This is a genomic window from Litorilituus lipolyticus, assembly GCF_006439335.1.
Taxonomy (GTDB): Bacteria; Pseudomonadota; Gammaproteobacteria; order Enterobacterales; family Alteromonadaceae; genus Colwellia; species Colwellia lipolytica.
Genome location: NZ_SAWY01000027.1, coordinates 192,114 through 205,555 on the forward strand (window position 1 = coordinate 192,114; position 13,442 = coordinate 205,555).

11 protein-coding genes are annotated in these 13,442 nt (G+C 37.3%); 8 read left to right on the plus strand and 3 right to left on the minus strand.

Annotated elements, in window-relative coordinates:
- The first annotated feature begins 309 nt into the window (after positions 1-309).
- The 3 genes from pnp to EPA86_RS12895 all read left to right on the plus strand — a co-directional run bounded on the left by pnp (position 310) and on the right by EPA86_RS12895 (position 4,988).
- Positions 310-2,427: a polyribonucleotide nucleotidyltransferase gene (gene pnp, locus EPA86_RS12885; RefSeq protein WP_140604228.1), complete on the plus strand. Its 2,118-nt coding sequence runs from the start codon at positions 310-312 to the stop codon at positions 2,425-2,427.
- A 115-nt stretch (positions 2,428-2,542) separates the two neighbouring features.
- Positions 2,543-3,448 (plus strand): lipoprotein NlpI, encoded by a 906-nt coding sequence (nlpI, locus tag EPA86_RS12890; RefSeq protein WP_140604357.1) that lies wholly within the window; start codon positions 2,543-2,545, stop codon positions 3,446-3,448.
- A 19-nt stretch (positions 3,449-3,467) separates the two neighbouring features.
- Positions 3,468-4,988 (plus strand): hypothetical protein, encoded by a 1,521-nt coding sequence (locus EPA86_RS12895; RefSeq protein WP_140604230.1) that lies wholly within the window; start codon positions 3,468-3,470, stop codon positions 4,986-4,988.
- On the opposite strand, the gene EPA86_RS12900 is transcribed toward EPA86_RS12895, so the two are convergent.
- Complete coding sequence (locus EPA86_RS12900) at positions 4,989-5,318, minus strand: hypothetical protein (RefSeq protein WP_140604232.1); 330 nt, start codon at positions 5,316-5,318, stop codon at positions 4,989-4,991. It abuts the gene before it with no gap.
- 205 nt (positions 5,319-5,523) lie between these two features.
- Between EPA86_RS12900 and EPA86_RS12905 the strand changes: the two genes are divergently transcribed.
- Positions 5,524-7,203 (plus strand): SufS family cysteine desulfurase, encoded by a 1,680-nt coding sequence (locus tag EPA86_RS12905; RefSeq protein ID WP_140604234.1) that lies wholly within the window; start codon positions 5,524-5,526, stop codon positions 7,201-7,203.
- A 40-nt stretch (positions 7,204-7,243) separates the two neighbouring features.
- Here the strand turns inward: EPA86_RS12905 and tcdA are convergent, their stop codons facing one another.
- Positions 7,244-8,053 carry a tRNA cyclic N6-threonylcarbamoyladenosine(37) synthase TcdA gene (gene tcdA / locus EPA86_RS12910; protein WP_140604236.1) on the minus strand — a complete coding sequence of 270 codons (810 nt, stop codon included), beginning with the start codon at positions 8,051-8,053 and terminating at the stop codon, positions 7,244-7,246.
- A 236-nt stretch (positions 8,054-8,289) separates the two neighbouring features.
- Positions 8,290-9,579 carry a citrate synthase gene (locus EPA86_RS12915; RefSeq protein ID WP_140604238.1) on the minus strand — a complete coding sequence of 430 codons (1,290 nt, stop codon included), beginning with the start codon at positions 9,577-9,579 and terminating at the stop codon, positions 8,290-8,292.
- A gap of 564 nt (positions 9,580-10,143) precedes the next feature.
- Here EPA86_RS12915 and sdhC point away from each other — a divergent pair.
- Genes sdhC through EPA86_RS12935 form a run of 4 tightly spaced genes read left to right on the plus strand, consistent with a single transcriptional unit; the run spans position 10,144 to position 13,360 of the window.
- Positions 10,144-10,518, plus strand: coding sequence for a succinate dehydrogenase, cytochrome b556 subunit (gene sdhC, locus EPA86_RS12920; RefSeq protein ID WP_140604240.1), 375 nt, complete (start codon positions 10,144-10,146; stop codon positions 10,516-10,518).
- The gene (gene sdhD, locus EPA86_RS12925) at positions 10,512-10,859 is read left to right on the plus strand and encodes a succinate dehydrogenase, hydrophobic membrane anchor protein (protein ID WP_140604242.1); all 348 of its coding nucleotides are present in this window, start codon (positions 10,512-10,514) and stop codon (positions 10,857-10,859) included. Before sdhC ends, sdhD begins: the two co-directional genes overlap by 7 nt.
- Entirely contained in the window at positions 10,860-12,626 is a 1,767-nt protein-coding gene (gene sdhA / locus EPA86_RS12930) for a succinate dehydrogenase flavoprotein subunit (RefSeq protein ID WP_140604244.1), read from the plus strand.
- A 23-nt stretch (positions 12,627-12,649) separates the two neighbouring features.
- A complete protein-coding gene (locus EPA86_RS12935) occupies positions 12,650-13,360 on the plus strand; it encodes a succinate dehydrogenase iron-sulfur subunit (RefSeq protein WP_140604359.1) in 711 nt (236 codons plus the stop codon).
- Positions 13,361-13,442: the final 82 nt, after the last annotated feature.

Sequence of the window (13,442 nt, forward strand, 5' to 3'; positions counted from 1 at the left end):
ATTTTTCGTGATTTGATAACAAATAAATTAAATCTTTGATCTTTTTTGTAGTTTCTATGCCTCTCATTGTTTTTCACACTAGTAAATCACGAATAGGGCAGTATAATGTGCGTGCAAATTATTAAGTTGCACCGTGTTATTGTTAGGAAGTTTACTTTTGCTTCACTATCACTGACATATAAAAGTTATAATCAATCAAACTGTATAATTTTTTGTTCTACTCTTCTGTGCTTTTGCTGTGAGTGAATAAATAATTGTACAGATTGATTAACGTTTATAAATAATTAAATATATTAAGGACATTAATAGATGTTAAATCCGATTACTAAAAAATTTCAGTTTGGTCAACATACTGTCACATTAGAAACTGGCGCAATCGCGCGTCAAGCCAGCGCTGCTGTTATGGCAAGCATGGACGATACTAGCGTATTAGTCTCTGTAGTTGCTAAAAAAGAAGCTGTTGAAGGTCAAGATTTCTTCCCATTAACAGTTAACTATCAAGAAAGAAGTTATGCCGCGGGTAAAATCCCTGGTAGCTTCTTCAAACGTGAAGGTCGCCCTTCTGAAGAAGAGACATTAATTGCACGTCTAATTGACCGTCCAATTCGTCCATTATTTCCAGAAGGTTTTACTAATGAAGTACAAGTGATTATCACTGTTGTTTCAGTAAACCCTGAAATTTCTCCAGATATCATTTCATTAATAGGTACTTCAGCAGCGTTAGCTATTTCAGGTGCTCCGTTTAACGGTCCTGTAGGTGCTGCACGTGTTGGTTACACAGACGGTAAATATTTACTTAACCCATTACAATCTGAGTTACCAGAGAGTCAACTTGACTTAGTTGTTTCAGGTACTGATTCTGCGGTATTAATGGTTGAATCAGAAGCAGATGTGCTTTCTGAAGAAGTTATGTTAGGCGCTGTTGTTTATGGTCATGAGCAAATGCAAGCGGCTATTACAGCAATTAACGAATTTAAAGCAGAAGTTAACAACCCTACTTGGGACTGGACTGCGCCAGAGAAAAACACTGAATTAGCAGCAAAAATTGCTGAGTTATCAGAAGCACAAGTTAATGAAGCTTACCAAATCACTGAAAAAGCAGTACGTTATGAACGTGTTGCAGAAATTAGAAACTCAGTTGTTGAGCAGTTACTTGCTGAAAATGAAGAGCTTAATGTTCAAGAAGCTAAAGACTTATTCCATGACTTAGAGAAAACGGTTGTTCGTGGTCGTATTACTCAAGGTAACCCGCGTATTGATGGTCGTGATCCTGAGTCAGTTCGTGCATTAGATGTAATGACCGGTGTATTACCACGTACTCACGGTAGCTCAGTATTTACGCGTGGTGAGACACAAGCTCTAGTGACTGCTACTTTAGGTACTCAGCGTGATGCACAACGTTTAGATACAATCATGGGTGAGAAAACAGATGCATTCATGCTTCACTACAACTTCCCTCCATACTGTGTTGGTGAAACTGGTTTTGTAGGTTCTCCTAAGCGTCGTGAAATTGGTCATGGTCGTTTAGCTAAGCGTGGTATGTTAGCTGTTATGCCTACCGTTGAAGAATTCCCATATGCTGTGCGTGTAGTATCAGAAATTACTGAATCAAATGGTTCATCATCAATGGCATCTGTTTGTGGTACCTCGTTAGCACTTATGGACGCAGGTGTTCCAATTAAAGCGTCTGTAGCGGGTATCGCTATGGGTCTTGTTAAAGAAGGTGAAAACTTCGTTGTACTTTCAGACATTTTAGGTGATGAAGATCACTTAGGTGATATGGACTTTAAAGTAGCGGGTACAACAGAAGGTATCACTGCTTTACAAATGGACATCAAAATTGAAGGTATTACGCAAGAAATCATGCAAATTGCTTTAAATCAAGCAAAAGCGGCGCGTACTCACATTTTATCTGTTATGGACGAAGCTATTGCAGGTCATAGAGAAGAAATTTCAGAGTTTGCTCCTCGTATTCATACAATGAAAGTAAGCCAAGATAAAATTCGTGACATCATCGGTAAAGGTGGCGCAACTATTCGTCAGCTTACTGAAGAAACGGGTACAACTATTGAAATTGATGATGACGGGACTGTTAAAATTGCTGCTACCGATGGTGAGCAAGCGAAAGATGCTATCGCTAGAATTACTGCATTAACAGCAGAAATTGAAGTAGGTACTATTTACACAGGTAAAGTTGTTCGTATCGTTGATTTTGGTGCTTTTGTTAACGTATTACCTGGTAAAGATGGTTTAGTTCATATTTCTCAAATTTCAGAAGAGCGTGTTAACAATGTTAGTGACGTGCTTTCTGAAGGACAAGAAGTTACTGTTAAAGTACTTGAAGTTGACCGCCAAGGCCGTGTTCGCTTAAGTATCAAAGAAGCTATTGAAAAGCCAGCTGAAGAAGCTGCACCTAGTGAAGAATAAGTAAATTTTTACAAATTCTTTGTTAAAAGGGAGCCTTACGGCTCCTTTTTTGTATATAATGCTCAATACTTATTCGGTATAGCTTTTTAATTTTAAGGCATTTTTTGTGCATTCAATGATAAATAAAGTCGTATTTCCTCTCGTGATCAGCTTGGCAGTGCTTACTCAAGGCTGTGTTTCTACGACGCCATTAACCAACCCTGAAGATCCTGCAAAAATGGGGCAATTAGTTATTGCCGAGCCTTTGCCTGTGAACTATAAAAGTGAAATTGCTATTGCACGTTTGTCTGAGGTTATTAATCGAGTAAAAATATCAGAAGAGCAAAGAGCACAATTATTTTATGATCGCGGTGTTTTATTTGATAGTGTGGGTTTACGTTCTTTAGCTCGATTAGATTTTAGCCGCGCATTGCAATTAAAACCTAATTTAGTGGATGCATATAATTTTTTAGGTATTCATTACACACAGATGCAAGAATTTTCTCAAGCCTATGAGCAATTTGATTCAGCTTTAGAATTAGCGCCTTTACATGAATATGCTTATTTGAATCGTGGAATAGCATTATATTATGGGGCAAGGCCTGAGCTTGCTGTTCAAGACTTTGAAGCATTTCATCATCAGCAAAGTGATGATCCGTATCGAATCCTTTGGCTTTACCTTACAGAGCATGAAGTAGATGCAAAATCTGCAATGGAACAATTAACAAAGCGAGTAAAAAAAGTTGATGATAGAACTTGGGCAAAACAAGTCATCAAAATGTATCTTGGTGATATCAGCCAAAGAGAATTCATAGATAATTTAACTCAAGGTGTAGAGACTAATAAGCATTTGACCGACAGACTATGTGAGGCATATTTCTATTTAGGCAAATATAACCAAATTTTAGGTGATGAGCTTGCAGCTGCTAATTTCTTTAAGCTATCTCTGAGCACGAATGTTTATGAATTTGTCGAACATCGCTATGCTAAGTTAGAGTTAGACTTGATGGCCAGTACTAAAGCGTTGAGTATCGTTCCTTAGTCATAAAATAACTGCAGTTATGAATTTTCGTTTGATCGTTATAATGAGCTTGATGGCATTGCCATCAAGCTCGTTTTTTTTGTCTGGTTATTTAACGCGTTTAATAGAACGCGATGAGCAAACTGTAAAGCAATTAGATTATGCTTTAACTTTGCATAATAGTGCCGCATATCGTTATTTAGTGTTAAATCATCGTGAAGGGAGTGAGTCATGGCTATTTGCTCAAAAAGAGCTAGCGAAAGTAGATGCTAAGGCTGCATTATCATTAGCTAATTGGTACAACAAACAAAGTCAATTACTCGAAAGCTTAGCTCCAGAAAAGCACAGTAAAAATCTACAAAAGATGGTGTTTTGGCTTCAACAAGCGGTACGATTGAATGATGATGAAGCGAAAATTAGTTTAGTTGAACATTACCTTAAAAGTGAGTCTTTCGATAAGGCAAAAGTTGTTCTATCACAAATGCCACAAGAAACGCTTTTTACTGTGTTATTAAAGATTAGACTATCTGTCGCTTTAGGTGAGCAAGAAAATACCCTGGCACTTATTAAAAAAAATGTTCGTTTACTTGAGCAACATATTCAAGGACAGACGCTTCTAAATAAGTTGAAAAAATTTCAAGTAATAACACATTCAGCTGAAATACCTGAACAATTGATAGCGCAAAATTGCACTATTAGTTTGCAGTTATTTGCGACTCAGTTAACCCATTTAGATTTATTAGAACAACTAGTCAGTGATTTTATGGCAAAAAAAATAAGTCAGTCTGTTTGTTTTACGCAGATTCGCTACCTGAGCAAACAGGCATTGGAGTGTGAAAGCAAAAAGAACAGTGCGATAAGCTGTAATGAAAAATTATTTAATCAAATAGCAGCAACAGTAAATACTCGTTATATAGGTGTAATGCTGCCAGAGGGAGGAGCAAACGTTCATTTTGGCATTTTGTATTTTGATAAATTTGATACACCTGATGTACTTAGTCATGAAATAAGTCATTTTTTTGGGTTTATAGATGAGTACCCCTTAAAAGAAAATCATGAAGCTTGCCTCAATATCCAACAAAAACCTTTTGCACGCAATGTTGCAGTGCTGTCTCCGACATATCAGGGTGAAAGGGAAAGGGTGAGAGCTGAAGTGCTCAAACAGCTAGTTTGGGCAAAACACATTGATCCTAAAACCCCTATATTGCAAGCAATGCCAGGAGCGAAAAAACATTGGCGTTTGGGTACACCCAAGAAATATATTAATAAAGTAGGCCTCTTTCCTGCACGAAGTTGTGAGCAAAGTAAGGGGCAAGCAACGGGAGCATTACAAGCATATAAACCTTTAGCACAACGAACACATTTAGAATACTATGAGCATAGCTTACCACCTTTATATTTAAGCTTATTATTTCAAAAGCCTAAACATTATCTTATGCCTAGCTTTCATTGGAATATTGCATTAGCGGAGTATTTATCAGGGAATGAAGAGCAGGCAAATTACTGGTTGTCGCAATCTTTAAAATGGCAACATAAAAGTGATTCAAAGCAAGTTCATTAATTAATGACTCACTTTTCGCTCTTGAGAAGCGTGTACGTCTTTGTTTTCTGAACTAACACCGTTGGAGTTGACAACTTGTTCAGTTACAGAGTTTGAATTTAATTGAATAACAGATCTCATCGGCAGATCTAATTCTTGCTTAGCCTGTGCAATTGGCCAATGAGTAAATTTACTTAAATACTCAATTTCTTTAGCAGATTTTTGCTGAATACCTTTTATGCGTTCATTCTCTTCCTTGAGTTGTTGAGCTAAAAAGTTTTTTCTTGTGCGAAAACTAATTTTGCTTGTCAACTGAACGGCGATATAAACAAACCAAGAATGGACGTTCATAGGATGCTACCATTTAAAATTCACCTACTATTTATAGTTGATCTTTAGCAAAAGTTCCTCTTTTACTAACCCTTTATTGCTTATAACTAGCGCTAAAATTGCGATGTAACAGCAACAGACTTATTTAAGACATTAAAATAAATATAAAAATTCAGGTATAATTGATTTGAAATTTTTTTTATGATTTTTTTGATTATTTACCATTATGACACAATTTAACGTTGCTCAATTTAAACAACAGTTTCCACTACTTGGTTTAAACGTTGAAAATAAATCGCTGATCTACTTTGATAATGCCGCGACCTCTCAAAAACCTCACTGTGTTATAGAAGCAATTAAGCAATTTTATGAAACAAGCAATGCTAATGTTCATCGGGCATCGCACTACTTAAGTAGTAAAGCGACTACGGCTTTTGAACAATCTCGTGAAAGTGTAAAAACTTTTATTAATGCTAAAAGCACAAAAGAAATCATTTGGACAAAGGGCACAACAGAAAGTGTTAACTTGGTTAGTCATAGTTTAGGGCTAGATCGCCTTTGCGCAGATGATGAAATTGTGCTGTCAGCATCGGAACATCACGCAAATATAGTCCCTTGGCAATTAGTTGCTCAGAAAACAGGAGCAAAAATTAGAGTTCTACCGGTAACAGCTTCAGGGATTATTGATGTAACAGACGTCGATACCATAATTAATATTAAGACAAAAATAGTGGCCGTTGCACATATTTCAAATGTGATTGGTAAAGTGAATCCGATAGAAAAAATTATAGCAAGAGCCAAATCAGTAAGCGCCTTTACCTTTATAGACGGTGCTCAAGCAGTTGCGCATATTACAGTTGATGTACAAAAACTAGGCTGTGATTTTTATGCCTTTTCAGCACATAAAATGTATGGCCCAACAGGGGTTGGCGTGTTGTTTGGTAAACAAAGCATTTTAGAGTCAATGCCACCATATCAATCTGGAGGTGAAATGATCAAAACGGTGAGCTTTAATCGTCCAACAACCTTCAATACGTTACCTTTTAAACTTGAATCAGGTACAGCAAACATATCAGGTGTGGTCGCTTTGGCTGAGGCTATTTCATTTATCAAGCCATATATCCAAGATTCAATTGACTATAGCGACTATGAAAAGCAGATGACACATCATTGTTATCAGCAACTATCTCAATTGAAAGGTGTTAAATTTATTGTTGAAGGCGAGCCTGACATACCAGTATTGTCATTTTTACTTGAAGGTCATCATAATCATGATATTGCAACTTTACTAGATAGCTATGGTATTGCTGTTAGAGCAGGGCATCATTGTGCTATGCCGCTGATGGAGTCATTAGCAATTAATGGTTGCATTAGAGTATCTTTGGCTCCATACAATACGATTGCAGAAATAGATGTATTAATTGACACATTAAAACGAATTTTACAAAAAGCAGATAGTTTTGTTGAAACCAACTTATCCCCTGAACGGGTAAAGTCTATAGATAGTGCTTCAAGGCTGGACGTAATTATTAATACATTTAGTCAAGTTAAAGGCTGGGATAATCGTCATCGAGAGATTATGTTACTAGGGAAAACGTTAGAACGATTAGATAAATCAGAACGTCATAATGAATATTTAATCAATGGCTGTGAATCACTTGCTTGGCTTAAAATTGAACAACATGAAAATAATACTTTTTCTTTTACCGCAGATAGTGATGCCAAGATAATACGAGGTTTGTTAGTCATTGTGTTGGCTGCTTACAATGGAAAAACAGCACAAGAAATTGCCGAGTTTGATGTTAATGAATACTTCAGTAAACTTGGTATATTGCAGCACCTTAGTCCATCAAGAGGTAATGGACTACGTGCAATTGTTGAAAGTATTAAACATAACGCACAGTAACTTTTGAGTTATCAGTGCGGGTATTTTACTCTTATGTGTACTAACTTTGTTTGCGTTTTAAGTATTTATCTATCGAGCGGCCCACGGCGAAAAAAGCGAAACTTGCTGTGACGTGGGTAGTGGCACCAAAACCACCGCTGCAATCTAAACGCATAGATCGTTCTTCTTGCACATTTTGTTGTTTCGTGAAACAAACATCACCTTCAGCGTCAGGGTAACGCAGTTGTTCATTGGAGAATACTGCATCAATAGCAAACTTTCTCTTACTCGCTTTTGCTAAATCAGCACGGGGAAAATTAAATTCTCGCCTTAACTGATTTTTAACCTTAGCTAGAAGTGGATCTTGGTAAGTTTGGCTTAAATCGCATATGGAAATTTTACTTGGATCAACCTGACCGCCAGCACCGCCGATGGTAATAATAGGAGTTTTATTACGTTTACAAAAAGCGATTATTTGGGTTTTGATATTAACAGAGTCAATGGCATCAATAACATAATCGTAATTTATAGACATAAGCTCTTTTAGATTATCTGAGGTAACAAAGTCTTCAACAGCATTAACTTGGCATCCGGGATTAATCTGCATTATTCGCTCTTTCATCACTTCAACTTTACTTAAGCCTATATTATCGGTTAAAGCGTGAATCTGTCTGTTTGTATTGGTAATACAAATATCATCTAAATCAATTAGCGTAATGTTACCAACGCCATTACGTGCTAAGGCTTCAGCAACCCATGAACCAACGCCGCCAATACCAATAACACAAAAATGAGCATTACGAAGAAAGTCAGCACCTTGTTGACCGTAGAGTCGAGCAATACCACCAAAGCGTAAAGAATAATCAGACATAAATTAGAACGAAAAAAGAATAGTGAAAATAAGGGGCGATATTATAACGCTCGACAGTTATCAGTAAAGTAAAGAATATTTTGTTAAGAGGGAATACTAATGATATTTACGTATACTGTCGACAATGTGCAATTTTACGTGATTAAAAACTTTTGTTGATTATCGATTTTAAAGATTAAAGGCAATAAAAAAGGCAGTAAAAACTGCCTTTTAAAATACTCATTATATGACCAGAATTATTTTCTAGCGTTTAATGGTACGAATTCACGGTTAATTTCGCCAGTATATTTTTGACGTGGACGACCAATTTTTTGACCTGGCTGAGATAGCATCTCATCCCAGTGAGCAATCCAGCCTACAGTTCTAGACATAGCGAAAATAACTGTAAACATACTTGTTGGTATACCAATCGCTTTTAAGATAATACCTGAGTAAAAATCTACGTTAGGGTAGAGTTTTTTCTCAATAAAGTATGGGTCTTCTAAGGCAACTTTCTCAAGCGCCATTGCAACATCTAGAAGTGGATCTTTAATACCAAGCTCTTTTAGTACTTCATGACACGTTTCACGCATTACAGTTGCGCGAGGGTCGAAGTTTTTATATACACGATGACCAAAGCCCATTAAGCGGAAAGAGTCATTTTTGTCTTTTGCTTTAGCAACATATTCATCAACACGATCAAGACTACCAATTTCTTCAAGCATCGTTAAACAAGCTTCGTTAGCACCACCGTGCGCTGGTCCCCATAAAGATGCAACACCCGCAGCAATACAAGCATATGGATTAGCGCCAGAAGAGCCTGCTAAACGTACCGTAGAAGTTGAAGCGTTCTGCTCATGATCTGCATGTAAAGTGAAAATTCTATCCATAGCTTGCGCTAAGATTGGACTTACTTTGTATTCTTCAGCAGGTACTGAAAACATCATGTGCAAGAAGTTTTCTGCGTATGATAAATCATTACGTGGATAAACAAATGGTTGACCCATGCTGTATTTATAAGCCATAGCAGCAATTGTAGGCATCTTCGCGATCAAACGGTGTGCACTACGTTTACGTTGAGCAGGATCATCAATATCTAGATCACTGTGATAGAAAGATGACATTGCACCAACAACACCACATAGCATAGCCATTGGGTGAGCATCTGGTAAGAAACCATGGAAGAAATGAGCAAGTTTTTCGTGAACAAGAGTGTGTGTTGTGATTATTGAGGTGAAATCGTCGTACTCAGCCTGTGTTGGAGCACTGCCATTCAATAAAATATAACAAACTTCTAGGTAATCTGCTTCTTTTGCAAGGCTATCAATTGGGTAGCCGCGGTGTTGAAGAATACCATTACTACCATCAATATAAGTGATTGAAGATTCACACGATGCAGTGGCTAAAAAGCCAGGGTCGTAGGTGAAGTAGCCGTGACCACCTAATGTTCTAATATCAATTACATCTGTGCCTGCCGTACCCTTTAAAATTGGCAGTTCGGTTATTTCTTTGCCATCAATACTTAGAGAGGCTTTTGAATCAGCCATATGTTTTATCCCCTATCAATTATAATTTTGTAATTTAATCCTGACTAAATTTGCAGCAAAAATTGCTATGGTGAAAAATTAGTCACTTTTTCTGAATATAAAACTGTCGACATTCTACCCTGAAAACGATTTAAATTGTAAGAGTAATTATACTAAAGTTTAACATGAATCATGAAATTGATTAAAAAAAAAGCACATGTTATTAGCTAACAAGGATAATTGTAATTATTGTATTTCAGCTATATAATCTCTGCGTTCAGTAGCTGTTTTACTTGTTGTTCATAGATTTAAATTGAAATTATTCAATTTAAATCTTATTCCAAAGTCTAACTAGTAAGGTTTGATGAAGTTAGTTAAACTTGTGTGCGATTTGGTAAACTTTACTTAAATAACGAGACATGTGTATTTATGAATTGTATACATGATGCGTTAATTAAGCATGTCATATAGTTACCGTTCACTTCGGGAATTACTTTTTTATTTTAGCCTCAGGTTATATTCAAAGGTAGTTCATGAGTAACAATAATAAAAGTTGAAGGCTTTCGAGCTCTTTAGGCAACAATTGTGAAAAAACAACGTCCTGTAAACCTAGATCTAACTACAATAAAGATGCATCCAGCAGCAAATGCTTCTATCTTACATCGTATCTCTGGTGTAATTATGGTATTTGCAATAGGTATCTTATTGTGGACACTCTCAACCTCTCTTTCTTCTGCTGAAGGATTTGCGCAAATTCAAGGTTACCTTGATGGCATTTTCTTTAAATTTATTGTCTTAGGCTGTTTATCTGCTTTGACCTACCATATTTTAGCGGGTGTTCGTCACTTGTTTATGGATTTAGGGCATTTTGAAGAACTAGCTTCAGGTAATATGTCAGCCAAATTAGTTATCGTACTTTGGTTGGTAATCACCGTTATAGTAGGAGTTTGGTTATGGTAAATATTGTCGCATCCGCAGGCCGTAATGGCGTGCATGATTTTATTCTTTTAAGAGCTAGTGCAATAATTCTTGTACTATATACCTTACTTCTTGCAGGTTTCTTCGTAGTAACACCAACTGTTACTTTTGATATCTGGCAAGATTTTTTTGCTTGTACAGGGGTGAAAATTGCAACCTTGTTAGCATTAGCTGCATTACTTGCACATGCTAAAATTGGTATTTGGCAAGTTTTGTCAGATTACATAAAACCACCATTTTTACGTGGTGCTTTGCAATTCTTCTTTTCAGTTCTTTTATTAGTCTACGTTGCTGCAGGCTTCTTAATAGTGTGGGGTGTGTAAGTGAGCGTTCCTATTCGTGAATTTGACGCCATAGTAATTGGCGCAGGCGGCGCAGGTATGCGCGCTGCATTAGCTATTTCTGAATCAGGCCAATCTTGTGCCTTGATTTCAAAAGTATTTCCAACTCGTTCTCATACAGTATCTGCTCAAGGTGGTATTACCGTTGCTTTAGGTAATGCCCATGAAGATCACTGGGAACAGCATATGTACGATACGGTTAAAGGTTCTGATTATATCGGTGACCAAGACGCTATCGAGTACATGTGTAAAACTGGTCCTGAATCAGTAATTGAATTAGAAAAAATGGGTTTACCATTTTCTCGCTTTGAAGATGGTCGTGTATATCAACGTCCATTTGGTGGTCAATCTAAAAACTTCGGTGGTGAGCAAGCTGCTCGTACTGCGGCTGCTGCTGACCGTACAGGTCACGCACTTTTACATTGTCTATACCAGCAAAATGTAAAAAACAAAACCAATGTATACTCTGAGTGGTATGCATTAGATCTTGTTAAAAATTCAGATGGTGCTGTTGTTGGTACAACGGCTATTTGTATTGAAACAGGTGAAATCGTTTACTTTAAAGCCCGAGCAACTGTTCTAGCAACAGGTGGTGCTGGCCGTATCTTTGCCTCAACAACTAATGCCCATATTAATACGGGTGATGGTGTTGGTATGTCTCTTCGTGCAGGCATTCAAATGCAAGACATGGAAATGTGGCAATTCCATCCAACGGGTATTGCAGGTGCAGGTGTACTTGTAACTGAAGGTTGTCGTGGTGAGGGTGGTTACCTTCTTAATAAAGATGGCGAACGCTTTATGGAACGTTACGCACCAAATGCTAAAGATTTAGCTGGTCGTGATGTTGTTGCTCGTTCAATGATGACTGAAATTCGTGAAGGTCGTGGTTGTGACGGTCCTTGGGGTCCACACATCAAGCTTAAACTTGATCATTTAGGTAAAGAAACATTAGAGAAACGTTTACCTGGTGTTTGTGATTTATCACGTACCTTTGCTCATGTTGATCCAGTTGAAGAGCCAATTCCAGTTATACCTACATGTCACTACCAAATGGGTGGTGTACCTTGTAACGTAAATGGTCAAGCGATTAATATTGCCGCTGATGGCACAGAAACTATTGTTGAAGGTTTATTCGCTGTAGGTGAGATTGCATGTGTATCTGTACACGGTGCCAACCGCTTAGGTGGTAACTCATTACTTGATTTAGTGGTGTTTGGTCGCGCAGCAGGTAACTTCTTAGGTAAGTACTTAAATGATACTGAGTTTGGTAAAGAAGCAACTGAATCTGATTTAGATGCTGCATTAGCTCGTACTAACCGTTGGGAATCTTCAACTAAAGGTGAAGATCCAGTACAAATCCGTAAAGACTTACAACAATGTATGCAACTTAACTTCTCGGTATTCCGTGAAGGTGAAGCAATGGCTCAAGGCATGAAAGAGTTAACTGAAATTCGTGAACGCCTTAAAGAAGCACGTTTGGACGATAAGTCATCTGAATTTAACACGCAACGTATCGAGTGTTTAGAATTAGATAACTTAATGGAAACTGCTTTCTGTTCTGCAAAAGCGGCTAACTTCCGTACAGAGTCACGTGGTGCTCATGCACGTCAAGATTTCACAGAACGTGATGATGAAAACTGGTTATGTCACTCAATTTATACGCCTGAAACGGAAGATATGACAAAGCGTGACGTAAACATGAAGCCAATTCACCGCGAAGCTTTCCCACCGAAAGCTCGTGTATACTAAGGAGCATTACAATGTCGCAAAAAATGACTAAACAAGTTTTTTCGATTTATCGTTATAACCCTGATGTTGATAACGCTCCTTACATGAAGGACTATGAATTAGAACTAGCAGAAGGTTCTGATTTAATGGTACTTGATGCATTAATGTTATTAAAAGAGCAAGATTCAACATTATCTTTTAGACGTTCATGTCGTGAAGGTGTATGTGGTTCTGATGGCTTAAATATGAATGGTAAAAATGGTTTAGCGTGTATTACACCTTTATCTGAATTAAAAGCAGATAAAATTGTATTACGCCCGTTACCTGGTTTACCGGTTGTACGTGATTTAATTATTGATATGACTCAGTTCTATAATCAATATGAAAAAATCAAACCGTATTTAATTAATGATGCACAAGAACCAGCACGTGAGAATTTACAATCAATAGAAGACCGTGAGAAATTAGACGGTCTTTACGAATGTATTTTATGTGCATGTTGTTCTACATCATGTCCATCGTTCTGGTGGAATCCTGACAAGTTTATCGGCCCTGCTGGTTTGCTTCACGCTTATCGTTTCTTAATTGATAGTCGTGATACTGCAACTGAAGAGCGTTTAGACGGCCTTCAAGATGCATACAGCGTTTTCCGTTGTCACGGCATCATGAACTGTGTAGATGTTTGTCCGAAAGGATTAAACCCAACAAAAGCAATTGGTCATATTAAATCAATGTTGTTAAAACGTGCGGTTTAATAAGATATAGCTTTAATAATTTCAGGGCATTAGTTAGTAAAAGAAATTTTATGCAAATGCCCTGAATTTTTAAGCACTTTGA